The organism is Aquimarina latercula DSM 2041, from assembly GCF_000430645.1.
Lineage (GTDB): Bacteria > Bacteroidota > Bacteroidia > Flavobacteriales > Flavobacteriaceae > Aquimarina > Aquimarina latercula.
Genome location: NZ_AUMK01000011.1, coordinates 163783 through 188698, shown reverse-complemented (window position 1 = coordinate 188698; position 24916 = coordinate 163783). Strand labels below are relative to the sequence as shown.

21 protein-coding genes are annotated in these 24916 nt (G+C 32.2%); 2 read left to right on the top strand and 19 right to left on the bottom strand.

What is annotated here, in order from left to right; all coding sequences use genetic code 11:
• Positions 1-37: 37 nt before the first annotated feature.
• The 11 genes from H526_RS0111250 to H526_RS28940 form a co-directional block, all read right to left on the bottom strand.
• Positions 38-1258, bottom strand: a complete 1221-nt coding sequence (locus H526_RS0111250; protein WP_027393097.1) for a 3-phosphoshikimate 1-carboxyvinyltransferase — start codon at positions 1256-1258, stop codon at positions 38-40.
• 1 nt (position 1259) lies between these two features.
• Positions 1260-1514, bottom strand: a complete 255-nt coding sequence (locus tag H526_RS0111245) for a hypothetical protein (protein ID WP_051336114.1) — start codon at positions 1512-1514, stop codon at positions 1260-1262.
• Positions 1514-1840 carry a nucleotide pyrophosphohydrolase gene (locus tag H526_RS0111240; protein WP_027393095.1) on the bottom strand — a complete coding sequence of 109 codons (327 nt, stop codon included), beginning with the start codon at positions 1838-1840 and terminating at the stop codon, positions 1514-1516. Before H526_RS0111240 ends, H526_RS0111245 begins: the two co-directional genes overlap by 1 nt.
• Before the next feature lie 44 nt (positions 1841-1884).
• Positions 1885-2337, bottom strand: a complete 453-nt coding sequence (gene dtd, locus H526_RS0111235; protein ID WP_027393094.1) for a D-aminoacyl-tRNA deacylase — start codon at positions 2335-2337, stop codon at positions 1885-1887.
• Between the two features lie 48 nt (positions 2338-2385).
• The gene (gene rsgA / locus H526_RS0111230; RefSeq protein ID WP_027393093.1) at positions 2386-3336 is read right to left on the bottom strand and encodes a ribosome small subunit-dependent GTPase A; all 951 of its coding nucleotides are present in this window, start codon (positions 3334-3336) and stop codon (positions 2386-2388) included.
• A gap of 50 nt (positions 3337-3386) precedes the next feature.
• Complete coding sequence (locus H526_RS0111225) at positions 3387-4469, bottom strand: bifunctional 3-deoxy-7-phosphoheptulonate synthase/chorismate mutase type II (RefSeq protein WP_027393092.1); 1083 nt, start codon at positions 4467-4469, stop codon at positions 3387-3389.
• Between the two features lie 47 nt (positions 4470-4516).
• Complete coding sequence (locus tag H526_RS0111220) at positions 4517-5365, bottom strand: prephenate dehydrogenase (protein ID WP_027393091.1); 849 nt, start codon at positions 5363-5365, stop codon at positions 4517-4519.
• Positions 5362-6519: a pyridoxal phosphate-dependent aminotransferase gene (locus H526_RS0111215; protein WP_027393090.1), complete on the bottom strand. Its 1158-nt coding sequence runs from the start codon at positions 6517-6519 to the stop codon at positions 5362-5364. Before H526_RS0111215 ends, H526_RS0111220 begins: the two co-directional genes overlap by 4 nt.
• Positions 6516-7346, bottom strand: coding sequence for a prephenate dehydratase (locus H526_RS0111210; protein ID WP_027393089.1), 831 nt, complete (start codon positions 7344-7346; stop codon positions 6516-6518). Before H526_RS0111210 ends, H526_RS0111215 begins: the two co-directional genes overlap by 4 nt.
• Positions 7347-7694: 348 nt before the next feature.
• Positions 7695-8882 carry a glycine C-acetyltransferase gene (gene kbl, locus H526_RS0111205; RefSeq protein WP_027393088.1) on the bottom strand — a complete coding sequence of 396 codons (1188 nt, stop codon included), beginning with the start codon at positions 8880-8882 and terminating at the stop codon, positions 7695-7697.
• A 65-nt stretch (positions 8883-8947) separates the two neighbouring features.
• Positions 8948-9922, bottom strand: a complete 975-nt coding sequence (locus H526_RS28940; protein ID WP_035085258.1) for an NAD-dependent epimerase/dehydratase family protein — start codon at positions 9920-9922, stop codon at positions 8948-8950.
• A 183-nt stretch (positions 9923-10105) separates the two neighbouring features.
• Between H526_RS28940 and H526_RS0111195 the strand changes: the two genes are divergently transcribed.
• Positions 10106-10567: an Lrp/AsnC family transcriptional regulator gene (locus tag H526_RS0111195; protein ID WP_027393087.1), complete on the top strand. Its 462-nt coding sequence runs from the start codon at positions 10106-10108 to the stop codon at positions 10565-10567.
• Here H526_RS0111195 and H526_RS0111190 read toward each other — a convergent pair.
• On the bottom strand, positions 10564-11877 hold the full coding sequence (locus H526_RS0111190) for a glycoside hydrolase family 1 protein (protein ID WP_027393086.1): 1314 nt from the start codon (positions 11875-11877) through the stop codon (positions 10564-10566). The genes H526_RS0111195 and H526_RS0111190 overlap by 4 nt on opposite strands.
• Before the next feature lie 319 nt (positions 11878-12196).
• Here H526_RS0111190 and gldA point away from each other — a divergent pair, with 319 nt between their 5' ends.
• A complete protein-coding gene (gene gldA, locus H526_RS0111185) occupies positions 12197-13090 on the top strand; it encodes a gliding motility-associated ABC transporter ATP-binding subunit GldA (protein ID WP_027393085.1) in 894 nt (297 codons plus the stop codon).
• A gap of 18 nt (positions 13091-13108) precedes the next feature.
• Here gldA and H526_RS0111180 read toward each other — a convergent pair whose 3' ends face one another.
• From H526_RS0111180 to metH, 7 genes are all read right to left on the bottom strand, one after another.
• The gene (locus H526_RS0111180) at positions 13109-13513 is read right to left on the bottom strand and encodes a response regulator (protein WP_027393084.1); all 405 of its coding nucleotides are present in this window, start codon (positions 13511-13513) and stop codon (positions 13109-13111) included.
• Positions 13500-16193, bottom strand: coding sequence for a PAS domain-containing sensor histidine kinase (locus H526_RS30830; RefSeq protein WP_051336113.1), 2694 nt, complete (start codon positions 16191-16193; stop codon positions 13500-13502). The genes H526_RS0111180 and H526_RS30830 overlap by 14 nt, the downstream gene beginning before the upstream one ends.
• A 165-nt stretch (positions 16194-16358) precedes the next feature.
• Positions 16359-19034, bottom strand: coding sequence for a PAS domain-containing protein (locus H526_RS30825; RefSeq protein WP_051336112.1), 2676 nt, complete (start codon positions 19032-19034; stop codon positions 16359-16361).
• Positions 19035-19341: 307 nt separating this feature from the next.
• Positions 19342-20091: a head GIN domain-containing protein gene (locus tag H526_RS0111165; protein ID WP_027393083.1), complete on the bottom strand. Its 750-nt coding sequence runs from the start codon at positions 20089-20091 to the stop codon at positions 19342-19344.
• Positions 20088-21182: an acyloxyacyl hydrolase gene (locus tag H526_RS0111160; protein WP_027393082.1), complete on the bottom strand. Its 1095-nt coding sequence runs from the start codon at positions 21180-21182 to the stop codon at positions 20088-20090. Before H526_RS0111160 ends, H526_RS0111165 begins: the two co-directional genes overlap by 4 nt.
• 50 nt (positions 21183-21232) lie before the next feature.
• On the bottom strand, positions 21233-22186 hold the full coding sequence (gene metF / locus H526_RS0111155) for a methylenetetrahydrofolate reductase [NAD(P)H] (protein WP_027393081.1): 954 nt from the start codon (positions 22184-22186) through the stop codon (positions 21233-21235).
• A gap of 34 nt (positions 22187-22220) precedes the next feature.
• A complete protein-coding gene (gene metH / locus H526_RS0111150; RefSeq protein WP_027393080.1) occupies positions 22221-24914 on the bottom strand; it encodes a methionine synthase in 2694 nt (897 codons plus the stop codon).
• Positions 24915-24916: the final 2 nt, after the last annotated feature.

Below are 24916 nucleotides of genomic sequence, written 5' to 3'. Positions count from 1 at the left end.
TAGGGGTTGTCAAGTAAATCACCATTTAAATTTTTATTTACAGTACTTTAAAATCTAATTTTTTCAAATCATTCCAAAAATCAGGGTACGATTTTGATACCACATCTGCATCATTAATAAGCAATGTTTCTCTTAGTGCTAAAGGAGCAAAAGCCATCGCCATACGATGATCGTGATACGTATCTATAGATATTTCTGACTTAATTGATTTGGAAGCTGCCAACCTTAAGGAATCATCAGTAATTGCAACATTTCCTCCTAATTTTTCTATTTCTATCTTTAGCGCTTCTAATCTATCTGTTTCTTTAATTTTTAATGTATGCAAACCAGTAAGATAACACGATTTACCTAGCCCAAAACAAGTAACAGCAATAGTCTGTGCAATATCTGGAGAATTAGATAAATCTAATTGTAACTCATCTGACTCGATAGCCGCAGAACTTTTGGTTAGTGTTATTTGATTGTTATGAAAAGTAGTTTCTACCCCTAGTTTTTTGTATATCTGCGCTAATGCAGAATCCCCTTGGTAACTATTTTGCTTATAACTACCCAAAGTAACACTCCTATTGTCCGACAAAGCCACAATACTATAAAAATAAGAAGCAGAACTCCAATCTGATTCTACAACAACCAATTTTGGTGTAGCTACTTTTAAAGGATGTATATTAATAACATTATTTTCGAAAGTTCCTTGAATCCCAACATCCTTAAGCAAACTTAAAGTCATTTTTATGTAAGGAATCGAGGTTACTTTTCCCTCTAAAACGATCTCCAAACCTTCCAGCAAAGAAGATGCAATCAACATTAAAGCAGAAATATACTGGCTGCTTACATTCGCGGCTAAAGAAACCTTATTTGTTTTTGGTTCTTTTCCAATAATTCTAATTGGCGGATATCCTTCTTCTTTCTCATAAGTTATTTCACATCCTAATTGCCTAAGTGCATCTACTAGGATTTTTATTGGTCGCTCTTGCATTCTTTTACTCCCAGTCAGAATAGTTTCTCTACCATTCTTTACTGCAAAATAAGCTGTAAGAAACCTCATTGCTGTACCCGCATGGTGAATATCGATTACCTCATCAGTACTTGCCAATGCCGCCTGCATTAATTCTGAATCATCACTATTTGATATATTCTCTATTTTAATTTCAGGATACAATGATTGTAAGATTAACAATCTGTTTGTCTCACTTTTAGAACCAGTAATTTGTAGAACATTATCCTTAATATTCGAAATGTGATTTAATTTCAAATTCATTTTATCTATTGGATTTACGTTTTTTTAATTCAAAATAATACCCTAGAATCATCCCATATGTTAATCCTCCTACAACTCGAGAACTGATATACCTTACCCAAAGACCATTATTTATTTTTTCATCTATAAAAGTATCGAATGCCAAGCCACCATATTGCATTAAATGTTCAATAATACTAAACAACACAACAAAAACAAGACCTAAAAGAAGTACAGATTTCCAATATCTTTTTGAGGAAATAATTGATTTAAACATTATTTTAATTTATCATTATTATGGTGACGATCGTGATCTCTTTTTGTCTTAATATCCAACTTTTTATTGAACGCTTCTTGAAGATCGATACCCGTTTGATTTGCTAAGCATAATACTACAAACATAACATCTGCTAGTTCTTCTCCTAAATCTTTATTTTTATCACTTTCTTTTTCACTTTGCTCACCATATCTGCGCGCTATTATCCTTGCCACTTCTCCTACTTCTTCGGTAAGTTGTGCCATATTGGTAAGCTCATTAAAATATCTTACTCCATGATTCTTAATCCAATCATCTACCGCTTTTTGCGCATTTTGAATATCCATTCTTTATATTTTTTCCTTCTCTCAAACAAATTATGAGAAGATTATTATTCTTTGTTCTTAGTATCAATAATTATGGTTACTGGTCCATCATTAAGTAATGAAACCTTCATGTCTGCTCCGAAAACTCCGGTTCCTACTTTCTTTTTTAAGTTTTTTTCTATCTCTTTTATAAACTCTTCATATAAGGGAATTGCTTTTTCTGGTTTTGCAGCTTTAATAAAACTCGGCCTATTTCCTTTTTTAGTACTTGCATGTAATGTAAACTGACTCACTACTATTGCATCTCCACCAATATCAAGAATACTATTATTCATCATATTATTCTCATCACTAAATATTCTTAGTCGACTTATTTTTCTTGATAGCCATAATACATCATCTTTAGAATCTTCTTCTTCAACTCCTAACAAGATGAGAAGGCCTAAACCAATCTCCGAAATCTTGTCTCTTTTTACTTTAACTGATGCTTCAGAAACTCTTTGAATTACAGCTCTCATTATGTATGTGTCTTTTATAGAGGAAATGTTATCCTGAAAAATAAAATTTTATTCTTCATCGTAATTATTTTTTCGATAATGCTCTTCTTCTCCTTCGAGGATTTGCAAATAACTTTTATATCGAGACCAAGCGATCTCTTCCTTATCTAGTGCTTCTTTAACAGCACATTTTGGTTCATTTATATGTAGACAATTATTAAACTTACATTGTTGTTTTAGTTCGAAAAATTCTGGAAAATAGTCTCCAACTTCTTCTTTATCCATATCGACGATTCCAAAACCTTTGATACCTGGAGTATCAATAATCTTAGCATCAAAACTAAGATCATACATTTCAGCAAAAGTAGTAGTATGTTGTCCTTGTTGATGTTGATCACTAATCTCGGCTGTTTTAAGAGATAAATTAGGCTCTATTAAATTAACCAATGTAGATTTTCCCACACCACTATGTCCAGAAAACATACTCACTTGACCTTCCATTAAGGTTTTAACTTTGTCAATATTTTTTCCTGTTTTTGCAGATATCCCTATACACTCATATCCTATATTTCTATATAAAGCAGCTAGATACTTTATTTCTAGGAGTTCATCTTCATCATAAGTGTCAATTTTATTAAACAATAAAATTGCCTTAATATCATAGGCCTCTGCAGTAACTAAAAAACGATCTATAAAAGCCGTAAAAGTTGGTGGATTATTAAGAGTTACTAATAAAAAAACCACATCAATGTTTGCCGCAATGATGTGAGTTTGTTTAGAAAGATTTACTGATTTTCTAATAATATAATTCCGGCGTTCTCTTATATTTTCTATAACACCGGTTTCTCTATCATTATTAGTTTCTACCTTAAAATCCACCCTATCGCCTACAGAAACTGGATTGGTACTTTTTATACCTTTTATTCTAAATTTACCTTTTATACGACACTCATATACAGTGCCGTTATCAGTTTTAACGGTATACCAACTTCCGGTAGATTTATAAACGGTTCCTGTCATAAACGCAAAGATGCAAATAAATCTCTATACCCAATAGGTATTATACACATTTAAGATTTAGCTACTTTTTTCTGGTGATTTATAGACTCTTGATGGATTGCTTTATAAATTCTTAACATGAACTCTTCACTTAATCCCTTTTCTTCTCCTTCAAGAATCATTTTACCTAAAATTTCATTCCAACGTTTAGACTGCAATATCGCAACATTCTGTTTAGCTTTGGCTTTACCAATCTCATCAGAAATTTTCATTCTTCTGGACAAAACATCTAATAATTGATTATCGGCTACATCGATTTTTGCACGTAATTCATTTAAAGTTCTTTGGTATGCTTCATCTACTCCTACTTCTTTACGAATTCTTAAATCTTTCATATGTTGAACTAAAGTTTCTGGTGTAATCTGTTGCGCGGCATCACTCCAAGCATTATCTGGATCATAATGCGTTTCGACTATTAATCCATCAAAATTTAGATCTAAAGCCGTCTGCGAAAGGTCAAAAATCAAGTCTCTTCTTCCCGCAATATGGGATGGATCTAAAATAAGTGGTAAATCTGGAAAACGATTTTGCAAATCAATTGGTATTTGCCATTCTGGGATATTACGGTACTTCGTTTTTTCATATGTCGAAAACCCTCTATGTATTACCCCCAAATTTTTAACATCGCACGTATAAAAACGCTCTACAGCTCCTAACCAAAGTGATAGATCTGGATTAATTGGATTCTTGATCAATACTGGATTATCAATCCCTCTACAAGCCTCTGCAATATCTTGCACTATAAAAGGAGAAACTGTACTTCTGGCACCTATCCATAATACATCTACTCCATGTTCTAGGGCCAATTCTACATGATGAGGATTTGCCACCTCAGTAGCTATCTTCATTCCTGTTTCTTCTTTAGCTCGCTGTAACCATTTCAACCCTAAAGCTCCAACACCTTCAAAATTACCTGGTCTAGTTCTTGGTTTCCAAATTCCAGCACGCAACACTGTAGCGTCAGAATCTTTAAGTTGATGCGCTATCTTAACTACTTGTTCTTCTGTTTCTGCACTACAAGGCCCTCCTATCACCAATGGGTGATCCAAGTTGTATTCGTCTAACCAGTTTCTAAGTTCTTTTTTATTCTCCATTTTTATTTTTTTATTCTCTATTAATAATCTGTTTTTAAGTGGTTATTTTATGAAATTCCTTTCAAAATTGTTCTTATATGATTAGTGTCTTCCATTTCTTTATAAATTTCTACAAAATTATCTTCTTCCATCAACTCTTTAAACTGTGTGAGATTTGCTATATACTCAGTTAAAGTTTCGACTACATTTTCTTTATTGTGTTTAAAAATGGGTGCCCACATTTCGGGAGAACTTTTAGCTAATCTTACCGTAGATGCAAACCCACTACCTGCCATATCAAAAATATCACGTTCATTCTTTTCTTTCTCAATTACGGTTTTTCCTAACATAAAAGAACTAATATGTGACAAATGAGATACATATGCAATATGTTTATCATGAGAAGCAGGGTCCATATATCGTATCCTCATTCCTAATCTTGTAAAAATCTCCATTCCGCGCTCCTGTAATTTAAAAGCCGTCTTTTCTACTTCACAAATAATGTTAGTTTTACCTCTATACAAATTAGCAATTGCTGCCTGCGGTCCTGAAAACTCTGTTCCGGCTATCGGATGTGCCGCCAAATAATTTCTTCGTTTCGGGTGATCACTTACTGAATTACATAATTTCTTCTTAGTAGAACCTACATCAAATACCAAACAGTCATCATGTATAATATCTAAAATTTCCGGTAATAGTTTCACGGTTACATCTACCGGAATCGAAGTTATAACAACATCTGCTTTTTCTAATGCTGAAAAATTTGCTTTCTCATCGATTAACCCAAGAGAAATTGCTTTATCCAAATGCTCTTCATTTTTATCTATACCGTAAATTTTCGCTTCATTGAATGCCGCTTTGATATCAATTGCAAACGACCCTCCTATCAACCCAATACCTATTATGAATACTTTCATGCTTCTACTTGTAATCTTTTTATTGCTTCGTTTATATTCTCTTTAGTAACACATAAAGAAAAACGAATATAACCTGCTCCATTACTTCCAAAAATATCACCTGGAGTTATAAAAACACTATTTTCATATAATATCGTATCGATAAACTCAACAGCGTTAATTCCTTTTGGTAGTTTTGCCCAAACAAACATTCCTGTCGCTGTTTTATCATAGTTGCAACCAAGAATTGAAGCTAATTCCCAGATTAACTTTCTACGTTCTTTATAAATAGCATTCATATTAGAATACCAATCATCAGATATATTCAATGCAGCTATAGCTCCTTTCTGAATCCCTTGAAACATACCACTATCCATATTACTTTTTACTTTTAGAATAGCTTCAATTTTTTCCTGACTTCCATTAACCATTCCTACTCTCCATCCGGCCATATTAAATGTCTTACTCAACGAATTTAGCTCAAGTGCAACATTTTTAGCTCCAGGAACAGATAGAATACTTATTGGGTTATCATTTAGAACAAAGCTGTAAGGATTATCATTAATCAATAAAATATTATGATTTGTTGCAAAATCTACTAACTTTTTAAACAAATCCATACTACCATTGGCTCCCGTGGGCATGTGGGGGTAATTAATCCACATAATTTTCACCTTACTTAAATCATTTTTAGCTAAAGCTTTTAAATCTGGTTCCCACCCATTCTCCGCCACCAAATCGTAATAAACAGGTTTGGCTCCAACTAAATTAGTTACAGATGTATATGTGGGATATCCAGGATTGGGAACCAAAACCTCATCTCCTTCATTAAGATACGTTAATGATATATGCATAATTCCCTCTTTGGATCCCATCAAGGGTAAAATTTCATTTTCTGGATCTAGAACTACCTTATATTTATTTTCGTAAAAGTTTGAAATAGCTTCCCGTAATTCTGGGATCCCCTGATAACTTTGGTACTTGTGAGCTCCATCTAAAACAACGGCATTTTGAATAGCTTCTACAACTTTTTTAGGTGGATCCAGATCGGGACTACCTATAGCCATATTTAGAATTGGCTTACCTGAAGCCGCTAGCGCCCTTACCTCTCGTAATTTTTTAGAGAAATAATATTCCTCAACCGTTTCTAATCTTTTTGCAGTTTGAATACTCATCCGTTTTGATTTTTATATTCTCCTAAAATTTTAAATTCTAATGCCATTATTTTTAATAAAGAAACAGCTTTTTGATAATCCTCATATGCACTAAACGTAACATCTACAAAAAAGGAATATTTCCAAGGCATGTTAATTACCGGCAATGACTGAATCTTAGTAAGGTTCAAACCACAATCGCTCATAACATTAAGAACTGTTGCTAAACTTCCTCTTTTATGATCCGTTAAAAATTTTAAAGATGCTTTATTAATTTCTTTACTATCCACTCCAGAATCTTCTCTAGTTGTTAGTATAAAGAATCGTGTACAATTTGATTTAATTGTCTGAATTTCTTTTGCTAAAACATTTAATTGATAAATATTAGCAGCAGTTTCTCCTGCCACAGCAGCAACGCCTTTTAATCCTTGTTCTTGAATTCTTTTTGCAACATCTGCAGTATCTGAATCTTCTACTAATTTAATATGTGGTTGGTCTCTAAAAAATTCTTTGCACTGAAGCAAAGCCATAGGATGAGAATATACCTCTTTTATATCGGAGATTTCTTGTCCCTCTAAAGCCATTAAACAATGATGAATTGGCTGAAAATACTCCCCACATATTGTTAGATTATGTTCATCAATATATGCATAATTAGGAATAATCGAGCCTGCGATAGAGTTCTCTATTGCCATCACAGCATCAGTACTTTTCTTTCTCTCTAGACTATGAACCAGTTCTTGAAAAGACATACATTCATCTACATCTATTTGATCACCAAAATACGCTTGGGCAACCCCATGATGATATGATCCCTTTATTCCTTGTATAGCAACTTTCTTTCTCAAACGTTTTAAATTTTGATTTCAAAAAAAAATCCCGATTTTTCATCGGGATTCTAATTTATAAATTTTGGCTTATTCATTTACATAGCGATCCCGATCTTACTTTTAAAATAAAAGAAGAAAAAATAAAATCGGTTCCAAGTAAACAAATTGCTCATTGTTGTTTCTTTAATACGTTGCTAAATTAGCTAAAACTATTACCATACAAAATATTTTTTCATTTTTTTCATTGATTCAAACCTATTATCATCAAATATCAAATTTTTAATATGAATCAATGAAATATTTTAAACAAACCAACCTGTACAATAAGAATCTTTTAAGTTTTTAAACACTAACAAACGTTAGTAATTATATTACTCCCAGCTCTTTACCTACTTTAGTAAATGCTTTTACTGCTTTTTCTAAGTGATGTCGATCATGTCCAGCAGATAATTGTACTCTTATACGAGCTTTACCTTTTGGTACCACGGGATAGAAAAATCCAATAACATAAATTCCCTCATCTAATAATTTTGCAGCAAACTCTTGCGCTAAAGTAGCTTCATAAAGCATCACAGGAACTATAGGATGATCTCCAGATACTATATCAAATCCTGCAGCAGTCATTTCTGATCTAAAATATTTAGTATTCTCCTCCAATTTATCTCTAAGTACAGTTGAAGAACTTAACAAATCAAGTACATTAATCGAAGCTCCTACAATTGATGGTGCTACTGTATTAGAAAACAGATAAGGCCTAGATCGTTGCCTTAGCATATCTACAATTTCTTTTCTTGCTGCTGTAAACCCCCCAGAAGCTCCACCAAGCGCCTTACCATAAGTACCTGTTATAATATCAATTCTTCCCATTACATCCCGGTACTCATGAGTTCCACGTCCAGTTTTTCCAAGAAAACCAGTAGAGTGACACTCATCTATCATCACCATGGCTTCGTACGTATCAGCCAAATCACAAATTTTATCCAATTGCGCAATGGTTCCATCCATAGAAAAAGAACCATCTGTTACAATCAATATCCTTCTAGATCCTTTTGCTGCTTGTAATTGTTTTTCTAGATCCACCATATTATTATGTTCATATCTAAAACGCTTTGCCTTACACAATCTTATCCCATCAATTATAGAAGCATGATTCAATGAATCTGAAATAATAGCATCCTCCGCCGTAAGAATAGGTTCAAAAACTCCTCCATTTGCATCAAAAGCTGCTGCATATAGAATACAATCTTCCATTCCAAGGAATTCTGCAGTTTTCCGTTCTAATTCTTTATGAATATCCTGGGTACCACAAATAAACCTTACAGAAGATAATCCATATCCATGAGAATCTATAGCATCCTTACCCGCTTTTATAACATCTGGATGAGAAGAAAGTCCTAAATAATTATTTGCACAAAAATTTAAAACATGTTTTGTGTTTGTAGTATCTATTTCTGCTCCTTGTGGAGTAGTTATTACTCTTTCTGATTTATACAAGCCAGCAGATTTAATATCATCTAACTCTTTTTGTAAATCGTCTTTAATATTTGAAAACATTACGGTATTCTTTATTTTATTATTTACTAATTAAACTCAAATTATAAGTCTATAAAACAAAATTTCTAAAACATTAGAAGTTCTTTACTTTTTGAACCTGTTTTATATTTCTGTTGTAGTTTTTCAATCATAATTTCAGTAATATCTTTGAGATCATAACGTGGTTGCCATCCCCAATCTTTTTTAGCAGAAATATCACTAATTGATTTTGGCCATCTAGAAGCTATTTCTTGTCGGAAATCAGGGGTATAATTTACATTAAAATCAGGGTATAATTTACGAATTTCGGAGACTACATTTTCCGGAGAAAAACTAATTCCCGAAATATTATAAGATGTTCTTACTGCTATATTTTCTTTTGGAGCTTCCATTAATTCTATAGTAGCTCTAATAGCATCCTCCATAAAAATCATTGGAAGCATCGTATCTTCTTTTAAGAAGCAATCAAAGTCTTCTCCTAGTACCGCTTTATGATATATATCTACCGCATAATCGGTTGTACCTCCTCCAGGTAACGATTGATAACCAATCACACCAGGATACCTTATAGACCTAACATCTAAACCATATCTAAGAAAATAATACTGTGCCCAATTTTCTCCCGCAGCTTTACTAATACCATATACTGTAGCAGGATTAAGATATGCATCATCTGGTGTATTTTCTAAAGGTGCACCTTCTCCAAATACCGCAATTGAACTTGGGAAAAATACTTTATCGATATCATTTTTTCTTGACACCTCTAGTACATTAAACAAAGTCTTCATATTAATATCCCAAGTAGCTAATGGTGTTTCCTCTCCTTTAGCTGATAAAATTGCCGCTAAATGATAAATTTGGGTAATCTTATATCTTTCTATAACTTCTTGAATTCTATTCCTATCAGTAGCATCAACAATTTCAAATATGCCTTTAAAATCCTCACTTTGTCTAAGGTCTGAAGCTATTACATTTTCTATTGTATACTTTTTTTGAAGCTCTTTTGTCAATACGGAACCTAATTGTCCATTTGCTCCAATTACTAAAACTTTTGTATCCATATTCTTCTTAAAATTTTAACACACAACAAGCAATATTCACTTACTAAAGTAGCAAATACAACTTTTATATCCGATATATATCAATATTTAAGTAATTATTCCTTTATATTGCGCATTATATCGTTTTAATTACTTTAAAGGATGTGTAACTCTCTGTTTTAAAGTAATTTTTAATTAACATACGTGGACCATTTAGATCAAACTGACATCACAATTCTTAGAATTCTTCAAAAAGATTCTAAAAAAACGGCTAAAGAAATTGCTGCTATTCTTAATTTAACACCATCTCCTGTTTATGAAAGAGTTAGAAGGCTAGAAAAACAAGGGATTATAAAAAAGTATGTAGCTATATTAGATAAAAAACTAATAGACAGATCTATAACTACTATTTGTCAAGTGTCTATGAGATATCACAATGAAGCATTTATTGAAAAATTCGAAGAACAAATTCAAAATTTAGAAGAAGTGCAAGAATGTTACCATATGGCCGGGCAAGTAGATTTTATCTTAAAAATCCACACTAAAAGTTTAGAAGAATACCATGATTTTGTAAAGACCAAACTTTCTAAAATTGAAAATATTGGGGTTTTAAATAGCACATTTGTTTTAAAAGAAATCAAACATTCATCAGAATTCTATATTTAACCTGAACGATTGGATAAATAATCTTTAAGCCAAAATGCTGTTTTTTTCATTTTTCTATTGAGTGTAATTTTATCCATACCAATTATTCCGAATTTTGGAATATATCCTTCGGCCCATTCAAAATTATCTACAAGCGTCCAAAGTAATATCCCTTTTAAGTTGATTTCTTGATCAGAAACCTTTTTCATACCCTCTATAATATGTGTGTAGTATTCTATCCGTTTAGCATCATCTTCTTTTTCTGATAAGGCCATTCCACATTCTGTAAGCCACAATGGTTTTTCTGAATCATATATCGAAAATCTTTCCAAAAAATACTGAATCCCATCTGGATATGTTTCCCATCCCATAATAGAAACAGGTGCTTTTCTTTTGCTTGGTTTAACAGGGATACTACCTAAATAAGGAATGTACCACGCACTTTTAACCACTTCTCGAGCGTACGTCTGAATTCCCCAAAAATCAAAATCAACTTTCATTTCTTCCATATCACCCTGTTGTACAAACCGCTTAATTCTTTTTACGAGAGGAAGTTCATTCTCAGGGTACCCCAAACCTATATAGGGTTCAATACATAAACGATTCATTAATGCATCTATTCGACTCGCTGCTCTTAGGTCTTTTTTTCTTTTGGAATGCGATTCAATTTTTGTGCAACTAATAGCGGTGCCAATTTTTATATCTTTCTTACCTTTTAAAACTCTATAACCTCTGGCCTGAGCTAATAAAATATGATGAATACTAGCACTAAAACTTTTAATCCCTCGCTTGCCAGGAGCGTGTATTCCTAGAAAATATCCTGCTCCAATACACACAATCGCTTCATTAATAAGTATCCAATTTTTTACTCGGTCGACAAAATAAAGCTTAAGTACTTTAATATAATTTTCGTAATCAGTAATTATATCTCGGTTTTTCCAACCACCTTTATCTTGTAATTTCTGAGGTAAATCCCAATGATATGTAGTAATCCATGGTTCTATACCAACTTCTATACAATAATCAATTACTTTATTATAGAATGCAATTCCTTTTTCATTAATTACTCCTGATCCATTGGGTAAAACTCTTGACCAAGAAATTGAAAAACGAAATATTTTCAACCCTATTTTAACAGATAAATCAATATCTTCCCTATATCGTTCGTAAAAATTTGTTGCAACCTGGTTATTTGATTTATCCTTAATACTTTTTGGTTTATTAGTAAACGTATCCCATATAGAAAGGCCTCTACCATCCGCATTAAAACCACCTTCAGTTTGGGCTGCTGCAGTTGTGACTCCCCAAATAAGATGGTCAATATTACTCATTGATAAATAAAACTCAAGGAAAGAATAGTTACTAATGCTTGAATAAGCTCTTCTTAATGTATGGATATATAATAAAGAAAATTACCTTTTGAATATTATAAATCACCTTGGTAAAAAAACGAACTATGTTATTATTTATTCTACTAACTAACATATAAATTGGTTTTGATTTTTAAAGTTAATAAAACAGATCCAACATATGTTTACCTAAATATTATCTAAATGTTATGATCAGTTTTTTAATTTTTTATTGGTTATCGATACAATAAATATCGTTTTATGTACTTTTGAACATAACGGGTAGTTATAATATGTGTTTATGTCAATTTCAGTTTCAAATATTACGAAAATATATGATAATCAAAATGCTTTAAAAGAAGTTTCTTTTAAAGTAAGTCAGGGAGAAATTGTTGGTTTTTTAGGACCTAATGGTGCTGGAAAGTCTACGATGATGAAAATCCTAACTACCTATCTAGACCCAACTGAAGGAGAAGCTTTAGTCAATGGTTTTGATATACATACGCAGCCCATAGAAGTACAAAAAAGTGTTGGATATCTTCCTGAACACAATCCTTTGTATTTGGAAATGTACGTTAGAGAATATTTATTATTCAATGCACAGGTGTATAAAATCCCAAAATCTAGAATAGAAGAAGTAATTACATTAACTGGTCTACTACCAGAGTCAAATAAAAAAATCAGTCAATTATCTAAAGGATATCGACAACGTGTAGGGCTAGCATGTGCTTTGCTACATGATCCAAAAGTTTTAATACTAGACGAACCAACAACAGGTCTTGACCCCAATCAGTTAGTAGAGATCAGAGAACTTATTAAGTCAGTCGGCAAGGAAAAAACAGTTTTTTTATCTACACACATTATGCAGGAGGTGGAAGCAATGTGCGACAGAGTGATTATAATTAATCAAGGTGAAGTTGTCGCTGATAAAAACTTAAATGAAATGACTGATCAAATGGATCAACTCATAGAAGTTGAATTTGATTATAGAGTAGAAGAAGCTTTTTTATTAAAATTTGAACATATAAAAGATGTACAAAACATCCATGGATTTGTATATCAACTTACATTTGACACTACCACAGATATGAGATCAGCAGTTTTTGATTTTGCTCATGATAATGAATTAAAAATTCTTCAACTTTCAAGAAAAAATAAAGATTTAGAAAGTCTATTTAGAGAATTAACTAAATAGTATTTTTTAATAATAGTATTAAAAAGCACTTTCAAAATCATTCAAAACCTCCTTCAATTTTGCAACTGATATAGGTTTTACTATATAATCACTTACTCCTTCGTAAGATGTAGCTTTAAGAACATCCTCTGGATCAACTGATGAAGAAACAACATAGATAAGTATTTCTTTCTCGCAAGGTATCTTAATGAACTCATCCAAAAATTGCCATCCATCCAATACTGGCATATTTAAATCCAACAAAATAATATCTGGTAGCTTTTCCTTTGCCGAAATAATCGCTCTTAAATTATTTAATGCCTCTTGGCCATTTTTAAAAACCAATATTCCTTCACAAAAGTCAATGAGTTGCATAACCTTTTTAATCCCAAAAACAAAAATAGGGTCGTCGTCTATAACACAAGCAATATCAATTCTTCTCATATTTCATATAAATTTTAAAAGTTGTTCCTTGATTAACCGTACTAATTACTTCTATCTTTCCTCCAATTGCTTCTACTTGATTTTTAGTAATAAACAATCCTATCCCTCTTGAGTTTTTAATATTAGGATGAAAGGTTTTATACATTCCAAACAGCTTAGATCGATGCTTAACCAAATCGATTCCTAATCCATTATCCTCTATAGATAAAACTACATACTTCCTGTTTTTAACTGTACTGAGGGTTATATGACTTTTTCGTTCCCTTGATCTATATTTAATACCATTTGTAATAAAGTTGAGCAATATACTATCTAAATAAGCCGGAATAGCTAATACATCAATATCATCATCAACTAAATTATTAATTTCCACTTTGGACTCTAATGCTATAGCAGCAATACCTCTTACCACTTCGTCAACAACATCTTTAAGCTGTATTGGCACCAAACTTTTATCTAAAGAAGTATTAATTAAGACAACCTCATTTAAATGAGCAATAGTATCAGAAAGATTACTTGAAGCAGTTTTAAAAAGTTTAATAATTTCATTGTCTTCTATTTCTGGGTTTTCCTGTAAAAATAAGTCCAACAACATTTCGAAATTTCCAGAATGAGATTTAAGATTGTGAGAAACAATATGAGCAAAGTTTTTTAGCCTTCTGTTCTGATCTTCGGCTACTTTTAATAAAGATTTTAGTTCTTCCTCTTTTTTTATTCTAGTAATATCAGAAACATGAATTAACAAACCGCCTATCTCATTCTCATTAGAATACCAAGGGCGTAATTCCCAAGATAACCACTTAAATTTGCCACTTTTAGTTTCTATCTTCTCTTCATAGTTTTTAACAACATTTCCTTTTAAACAGTTAACAATATTTGTTTTCCTTGCTTCACTGATTTTAGAAAAAATCTCATAATATGATTTACCAATAATTTCAATATCTTCTATTTCATACACTTCTAGCCATTTTTGAGAAGCTGCTAAATAATTCATTTTATAATCTAGCATTGCAATTGCACTGGGTGTTTGCTCTATAAAAAGTCTATTACGTTCAAAATCTTTTTTCTTTTCAGTTATTTCCTGATGTGATCCAACCATCCACTCCGGATTTCCATCAGAATCCCAACTTACAACTTTACCTTTATCTAGCACCCAAATCCATTCTCCATTTTTATGTTTCATTTTAAACTCACACTCATAAAAAGGTGTTTTTTTTAGAAAATGATCTTTTAAAAGTTTATTTGATCTATCTTGATCTTCTTTAGTTGAATGTTTTAACCAAGTACTTAAAGAAATTGGTTCTAATTCTGAAAGTGAGTATCCAATCATTTCTGCCCAACGTTCATTGAGAATTGTTTCACCTGTTTTCACATTCCACTGCCACGTTCCCAAACCCGTACCCTCAATAACATGTTCAAAATGAAACATTTGCTTCTGAAGATCCTCTTTACTTTTACGTAACTCGGATTCTATCAATTTCATTCTAGTAATATCCGCTGTATACATTAAAATTCCACCAATTTCTTCATCATTAATGTACCAAGGTCGAAGTTCCCAAGTAATCCATTGGATGGATCCATCCAATCTTTCGAAACGATCTTCATCGCTCTTTAATATTTTTCCTGTCAAACATTCTTGATAATCAGCTTTCCATCTATCGCCTATTTCAGGAAACACTTCATAATGTGATTTTCCAATTATATTTTTATCTTGAATATTATAATCTTCAATCCACTTCAATGAAGTTGCCAAATACCGCATATTAGTATCAAACATGGCAATTGCTGTTGGTGCTTGCTCTATAAAAAGACGATTTTCCTCATATGCTTTTTTTCTGTCAGTAATTTCTTGGTGAGATCCTATCATCCATTCAGGGTTTCCTTGATCATACCAACTCACCACTTTACCTTTGGTCAACACCCATACATACTCTCCATTTTTATGTTTCATCCTGACTTCACATTCATAAATGGATGTTTTACCTTCAAAATGTTCTTTTAAACATAAATTAGATTTCTCAACATCTTCAGGGTGTGCATATTCAAACCAAGTATTGATAGAAATTGGTTCTAGTTCCGAAAGAGAGTATCCAATAATTTCTGCCCATCTTTCATCAAAAATTGTTTCTCCTGTTTGCGCATTCCATTTCCAAGTCCCTAGACCTGTACCATCGATTATATGTTCGAAAAAAGCTGATTGAAGTTTAAGTTCTTCTTCTTTTATTTTAATATCTGTAATATCAGTATGCGCTCCTAACATCTTAACAGGCTTCCCTTTCTTATCCCGTAACATCATACCTCTACACCGAACCCACACAGTATGCCCTAATTTGTGTCTGAATCTAACTATCTGATCATAAGGGTAGGTAGGATCTTCTGCATGGCTTGCAAAATTGGCATATATATTTTTTAAATCTTCTTTAAATACAATATCCTGCCAAGAATCTACTTTATGAGGCATTTTCTTGGGATCATATCCAAATGTAGTCCAATAACTGGAGTTCATCCATACGTTTTCTGGGTCTAATAGATCCCAAAACCATAACCCATCCAGCGCTCCGACTTGTAAAAAATCGAATATTGTACTTTCTTTTTTGACTAGATCGTATAATTCTTTTTGCAAATAGTGTTCCCCGTTATCCAAAATTGGATCTATATCTATCTTTTTTTCAAGTTTCATTGTCTTATTCATTTTATTATAACAGAAAGGGTATGTAAGTAGGAATTTACTTAAAATTAAGGAAAATTCCCTTAAAAAATATGTTAATAAACCTCAATAATATTATGGCCTCAACTTTATAAATACATCTTTAGATTATCCCGTATAAACTAAAACTTTTAAAAGTTAATCTAAATTGGTATTAATGGAATTATTGATTTTGACTACATCATTTAAATCCTTGATAGTATCTGAAAGCTTAGATGATGTAATTTTAAACATCTTAATGACTTCAGATTCTTTTGCTTCAGGATTTTCTTGAAAAAATTTCTCTAAGAGTCTTTCTAAATTACTTGAATGTAATTGTAATTTATGAGATACAATATGAGCAAAGTCTTTTAAACGTGTGTTTTGATTTTCGGTTACTTTTAAAATTGACTTAAGCTCTCTCTTTGCTTTTTTTATATCACTAATATCGGTTGCAACACCTAAATAACCTATTATATTTCCTTTTTCTTTTATTGCTGTAATCGTAAGTTGCACTGGGAATTGAGTTCCATCTTTTCTTACAAGTGTCCATTCTCTCGTATAGTATTTTTCTTTATTTGCTAATTCAATAAAAACCTTAAACCCTTCTTTATACTCCCCTAACTCTGTTGACAACTCAATTTCAGCCATCTTTATCTCATCTTTTAGATGAATAATAATTGGACTTTCTTTCAATAAAAGTTCATCTCTAGAATATCCCAATAAGTTTTCTGCTCCTTTATTAAATATGTTAATGATACCTGATGTATTTGTACCAATAATAGCAACTCTAGTACTCGACTCTAAAACTCCTTCTAATTTTGCAAGGGCCTTATGTAATTTCCTCCTAGTATTTATATTCTGAGTAGTATCCGTTATTTGAGAAATGAAATAAAGTGGTTTTTGATTTTTATCCTTCACCAAAGAGACTGATAACAACGTATAGACTTCCTGACCGTTCTTATGAATATATCTTTTTTCTAAATGATAATACGGTATTTCATCTTTTAAAAGTTTATTCAATAATCCTAGATCTTTTTTTAGATCATCAGGATGGGTAATATCCTGAAAAGTCATCTTAGTAAGTTTTTCTTTAGAATACCCAATCATATTGCAAACTGCATTATTCACTTCGATCCATCTTCCGTCTAAGCCAATGATAGCCATTCCTATAGCTGCATTTTCAAAATTTCCTCTAAATGCTTCTTCACTCACTTTAAGTTTATCTTCAGCCATTTTTCTTTCAGTAACGTCATGCATAGCCACAACCGCACCTTTTATTTCTCCATCTGCTCCTATTAACTGAGAACCATTAGTTACTACTTTTCTTATAGGACCAATTTTAGGGATTATAGTTAACTCTTGATCTTTTACCTCTTCTCCTTTTAAAGCTTTTAATAGTGGTATTTCTTCTTCTTTTAATGGTGTTACGCCATCTCTCTTATAAAGACCATAGTGTTGAGATAATTCTGTAATTGGAATAGATCGTACTGGTAAACCATGCCATTTTTTCGTCGCATTATTGAATAAAGTCAATTTACCGTTTTGATCACAGGATACTATTCCTACGTTAACACTGTCTAAAATTGCTTCTAAAAAAACTTTACGTTCTTCATTAATGGCTTCTGCTTTTTTTAGTTTAGAAATGTCAGAAGTATGCATTAAAACTCCAGCAATTTTTCCTTCTCTATTATACCAAGGCCTGAGTTCCCAGGAAATCCATTGTAAACATCCCTCTTTACCTTTAAGACAATCCTCTTCTTTTCTAAGAACATTTCCAGTGAGACATTCTTTGTAATATTCGTTCCATTTTTCTTCCATTTCTGGAAAAACTTCATACTGAGTTTTTCCAATTATATTTTGACCTACAATATTATAATCTTCAAACCATCTTCTAGATGCCGCCAAGTACCTCATATTTGTATCAAACATTGCCATTGCACTTGGGGCTTGACTTACAAACAATCTATTTTTTTCTAATGCTTTTTTATTATCAGTAATATCGACCTGAGACCCTACCAACCATTCTGGATTATCCTCTTTATCCCAGCTAATTATTTTACCTTTAACCAAAGCCCATATCCATTCTCCATTTTTATGTTTTAGTCGAATCTCACATTCATAATACGGTATTCTTTTTTCATAATGTTCCTGCAATATTTTAGTTGTCTTAATATGATCCGAAGGATGCATAAAACTAACCCAAGTATCTAGAGAAATAGGCTGTAATTCTGCAAGTGAATATCCAATAATATTAGCCCATTGTTCATCAAACAACACCTCTCCTGTCCTTAAATTCCATTCCCAAGAACCTTGATTTGGACCTTCAAGAACATCCTCATATTTTTCGACTAATTCTTGTAATTTTTCTTCAGTTCTTTTTAATTTACTTAGGTCTGTATGGATTCCCAACATTTGAGTTGGTTTTCCGTCATCATCTTTTATTATTAAACCATTAAATTGTAGCCAAACGATATGCCCTAATTTATGCGTATAACGAAGAACCTGTTCGTAGGAATCAGAAAGGTGATAAGAATAGTTTTCAAGGTTATCTGAAATTTTTTTTAGATCTTCATCTTTTATAACATCCCGCCAAGAGGATATTTTATCAGGCATCTGCTTTGGATTATATCCCAATGTATCCCAAAAATTTTTATTAACCCATTCATTTTTAGGCTTTTTTAAATCCCAAAACCAGAGACCATCCCATACTGAATCTTGAATAAAGTCAAAAATCTTATCTTCCTTCTTAATAAGTTGATAGAGTTTTTCTTTTAAAAAATTTTCATTTAGGGGAATAAAATCTCTAGACGTAGTTTCCTCGCTATAGGCCATACAATTTTGTTAAGATTAAAATGTTTGATCAGCGGGGTACTTAAATTTACGCAATATCATTAACTTTTTATTACAGAAAAACCTTTTATTTTAAAAGTTTAAACCACAATAAAATTACACGCAAAAATGAGTGTTTTACTTTTAATACAAAAACACAAACTACTCATTAACAATCATTTGTATTAAAAAACATTATCAATTGATTATAATAAAAAAACAAATAGAGTATGAAAAAACTAACAAAACCATATTTAAAAAAAAGGGAAAAATCCCTAATACTAGTTATTATTTAAATAAAATCAGGAAATTAATTAAAAATAAGTCGGCCAGTAAAAAATTCATCAACCTCTATTATTGGAGGTGTATTTACAGAAATCACATCACCTGTGCTTCTTATTTCTCCCTGAATAGATTGCTGGGGATTTACGATGATCTTATTTGTACCTCTATGCTTTATGTTCACATCTTGAGAAATAAGCTCCGCTCCCTCAAACCGACCAGTTCCGGAAGCAAAAGTAACGCTCAAAGTCTCCACATTACCTTTAATAAAAAAAGAAGCAATATTATTGCCAACAACTCTTAAAACTTCGTTATCGACCTCCATAGTAAAAGTTCCTGTTATATTCCCTCCCTCATTTTCAAAAAAATCTTCAGCGAACAAAACCAATGAAGGATATCTCAACACCCCATCTGAAGAAATATCAAATTGTGTTTCACTCCTAATTTCAGTAATATTTGGAGAAGTAACAAAAACTTTAGTTTGATTAAAATCTCTTACAAAATTACAATCATTACTATTACTTAACACTAAACGATCTCCTTCAACCACTACAGATACTTCATCCAACAAATTATCACCTGTCTCTATTACAACAGAAACTACCTCTCCTTCTTTTAAGATCAACTCTACATTGGGGTTTACTAAGATTCTTGTAAAATCAGAAACCTCAACCTCTTGTCTTATTATATCTCCCGTTCTTTGAAAACAGTCCAACGCGTTTTCAGAATCACATGAAACCAAACACAAACCTAATATTATTATGACTGCTCTTTTCATAATCTATATCCTATTGAAAATTCTACTGCTTCTGCTTTAGCTGCATGAGATCTCACAGTAATTGATCCAAATATATTTTTATTAAAATAATATCTCGCACCAAAACGATTATATACTTGTCCTTCGAAATCGTATGGATAATACACATAATATCCTAACTGTGTCAAAATCGATATCTTATTAATTCGTAATTCATGTCCTAAAAAAATACCAACTCTTTTGGAATCTTCGTCACCTGTAGTTCCGTCTTCAAAATCTCCAGTTGACCTAAAATCTATGAACTTTTTTAAAGCTTCTGAAAAGAATAATTCCGCTCCCAATTGAACACTACTCTTTTTATTCAATCTCTTATCTGCAAACGCTGCAATTGTATAAAATGGATGCTGACCAGATCCAACAACATCACTTTCATTAATTCCACTGCGGAACATAAAACCGTAAGAAATAGGTTCCGAACCTTTAACGTCCCTTTTTTCTTTTTTAATATATTCTGGATACGTACTATCCAAGACATAATTAAACCCTGCGTTAAAAACTAGTGTATTTGTACTTTTATTAGGAGCTTTAAAATTAGCATTAGAATAATGAATTACCCCAAACCCTAATTGCACTCCAAGTCCACCTATTAAATTTTCTTTTTTTAGATTCAACATTGCAAAGGTAGAACTCATAAAATGAGATCCGTAAGCTACATTTCTAAAATTATTATCTTCATCATATGGATTTGTATTATAAGCTAATCCCTGTCCAAGTCTAAGCATTAAAACCCGCTTAAAAAAATAAAAATTATAATGAGCATAGAATCCGAAGTTTTCTCCTAAAAACTCATTATCCATATCTTGATAAATAAATGATACTCCATAATCGGGAGAATTATACAACCGCTGCCAGTCTTTGTTTCCAAAAGTCTTTCGGTTTATTGAAAAAAGAACTCCAGAGGGATGCCCAGTAATTAAATGAGAAATATCCGGATTGTGTTTCAGGATTGTTCCATAAAAATTATTGACATCAAAACTATAATATGGTTTATCTTCTTGAGATTGCACCAAATATCCTAGAAGAAAAAGTACTAAACAAAGATGTTTTATCATTCCGACAAATGTAAGATAGCATCATTAGGTTTCCAAAACCTTACTACTTTTTAAAATACATTTGCTGCAATTTTTTTTATGTTATCAGATTTACCCATTGAATAATAATGCAAAACAGGTACTCCGTATTCCATTAACTCCTTAGATTGCTGTATTGCAAATTCAATACCGACTTCTCTTACTTCTTTATTAGTTTTACAACTCTCAACTGCCTTAACAAGTTCATCTGGCATATCTAACTTAAATACCTGTGGAAGTAATTGCAAATGTCTTTTTACAGCGACTGGTTTAATTCCTGGAATGATTGGCACATTAATCCCGGCTTCTCTTGCTTTTTCGACAAATTCAAAATATCTTTTATTATCAAAAAACATTTGAGTTACAACATAGTCTGCACCTGCATTAACTTTATCCTTCAACCTTCTTATATCCGAATCCATAGAAGGAGCTTCTAAATGTTTTTCGGGATACCCTGCTACTCCAACACAAAAATCAGATTGGTTATCACTCTCTATAACTTCATGTAGAAACCTACCACTATTCATATTCACAATTTGTTCTACCAATTCATTGGCATAACAATGACCTCCTTTTGTAGGATTAAAATACTTTTCCTCCTTCATTGCGTCTCCGCGTAACGCCATAACATTATCTATCCCTAAATAATGACAATCAACTAATAGATATTCTGTTTCTTCTTTTGTAAAACCACCGCATAATACATGCGGAATAGTATCGACATTATATTTATGAGTTATCGAAGCACAAATCCCAACTGTCCCGGGACGCATACGAGTAAGCTTTTTATCTAGTAACCCATCTCTATCTATATAAATAAATTCTTCTCTAGAAGTAGTTACGTCGATAAATGGAGGTTTAAACTCCATTAAAGGATCAATGTTGTTATATAATTCTTGAATACTTTTTCCTTTTTGTGGTGGTATTAGTTCAAAAGAAAATAATGTTTTTCCTTTTGCATTTTTTATATGATCTGTAACCTTCATCTAATTTATAGTTCTTAGTTGGTAATCTTTTATTTTAGTCAATAATATTAGGACTTAACCATTTTTGCGCATATTCGAAATCAATATTTTTTCTATCGGCAAAATCCTTCACCTGATCTTCTTTTATTTTCCCTAATCCAAAATATCTAGCTTCTGGGTTTGCAAAATAATATCCCGAAACCGATGCTGCAGGCCACATAGCAAGTCCTTCAGTAAGTTCAACTCCAATTCTATCTTTGACTTGTAACACTTCCCAAATTGTTAATTTTTCTAAATGATCTGGACAAGCTGGATATCCTGGTGCTGGTCTAATACCCTTATACGATTCTTTAATTAATTCTTCATTTGACAATTTTTCTTCTTTAGCGTATCCCCAATCTTCTTTTCGAATTTTCTGATGTAAACATTCTGCAAAAGCTTCGGCAAGACGATCTGCTAAAGCTTTAATCATTATTGAATTATAATCATCCAGATCTGCTTCAAAAGCTTCTGCAAGTTCTTTGGTTCCAAAACCAGTAGTCACACAAAAACATCCCATGTAATCTTGTATCTCACTTTCTTTCGGGGCAACAAAATCAGCCAATGCAAAATTAGGTTTCCCAGCATGTTTCTTTAATTGCTGTCTCAATGTCCTGAATTTAAAATCTTTTGAGTTTGATTTAATTAAAACATCATCATGATCCACAGTATTGGCCTCAAACAAACCATACACCGCTTTTGCTCCAAGTAGTTTTTCATCAAATACTTTTTGTAATAATTCTTGTGCATCTTTATACAATGAAGCGGCTTGTTCACCGACGACTTCATCTGTCAAAATTGCTGGATATTTACCATGTAAATCCCATGATCTAAAGAAAGGTGTCCAATCAATAAAAGATTCTAACTTTCTTAAATCAAAATCTTCAATAACCTGAATTCCTAACGTATTTGGTTTTATAATTTCTGAAGAAGACCAATCAATCTTATACTTATTTTTTCGTGCATCTTCAATAGATAAATATTCTTTCTGTTTTGTTCTTTTAAGAAACCCTTCTCTAAATTTTTCATAATCATCTTTGAGATCCCCTACATATTTTTGATTACTTCTTTTATTCAACAAATCTCCAACAACAGTAACTGCTCTGGACGCATCATTTACGTGAACTACCGCATTTTTATATTGAGGATCAATTTTAACAGCGGTATGCGCTTTTGATGTAGTAGCTCCACCTATCAATAAAGGAACCTTAAAATTTCTACGCTCCATTTCTTTTGCTAAAAACACCATTTCATCCAGCGAAGGCGTAATCAAACCACTTAATCCAATAATATCTACTTGCTCATCAATAGCAGTTTGAATAATCTTTTCTGGGGGGACCATTACTCCCATATCCACAATTTCATAGTTATTACACCCTAGTACTACAGATACTATGTTTTTCCCAATATCATGAACATCTCCTTTTACCGTAGCCATAAGAACTTTACCCGCAGAACCGCTACCTTCAGCCTGTTTGGGATTCTTTTTCTTTTCTTCTTCGATATAGGGTAACAAATAAGCAACTGCTTTTTTCATAACCCTAGCGGATTTAACTACTTGCGGCAAAAACATTTTACCAGATCCAAAAAGATCTCCTACTACATTCATACCAACCATCAAGTTACCTTCGATCACTTCAATTGGTTTCTCTGCGGCTAATCTTGCTTCTTCTACATCTTCAACTATATATTGATCAATCCCTTTAACGAGTGCTCTAGTAATTCTATTTTGTAAAGATTCTTCTCTCCAAGAAAGGTCGACCGTTTTTTCTTTACTAGTCCCTACAACAGTTTCTGCAAAATCCAATAATCTTTCTGTGGCATCATCTCTTCGGTCTAAGATCACATCTTCTACATGTTCAAGGAGATCCTTAGGAATATCATCATACACCTCTAACATTGCAGGATTTACAATCCCCATATTCATGCCAGCTTTTATGGCATGATATAAAAACACTGAATGCATTGCTTCTCGAACAGGATTGTTTCCTCTAAAAGAAAAAGAGACATTACTAACACCTCCGCTTACACTGCAATGTGGTAGGTTTTCTCGAACCCATCTTGTAGCTTCAATAAAATCAATAGCGTTTTTTCTATGCTCCTCCATTCCTGTGGCAACAGGAAATATATTTAGATCAAATATGATATCCTCAGGAGGAAAATTCACCTGATTTACTAAAATATCATAAGATCTTTTTGAAATCTCAATTCGACGTTCATAATTATCAGCTTGGCCAACCTCATCAAAAGCCATAATTATTACAGCAGCTCCATATCGTTTAATTTTTTTGGCGTGAGCAATAAACTCTTCTTCACCTTCCTTAAGACTAATAGAATTTACTACACATTTTCCTTGTACCACCTGTAAACCAGCTTCAATAATATCCCATTTAGAACTATCAATCATAATAGGAACTCTTGCAATATCTGGTTCCGCCATAATTAAGTTTAAAAACCTAACCATCGCTTCTTTTCCATCAATTAGGCCATCATCCATATTGATATCTATCACCTGTGCACCACCTTCTACCTGATGCCTAGCTATGTCTAAAGCTTCGTCAAACTTTTCCTCTTTTACTAAACGTAAAAATTTACGCGATCCAGCAACATTTGTTCGTTCTCCTACATTAATAAAATTAGTTTCTGCTGAAACAATCATGGGTTCCAATCCGGATAATTTCAGATATTTTCTTTTTTGCTCCGTACTCATAA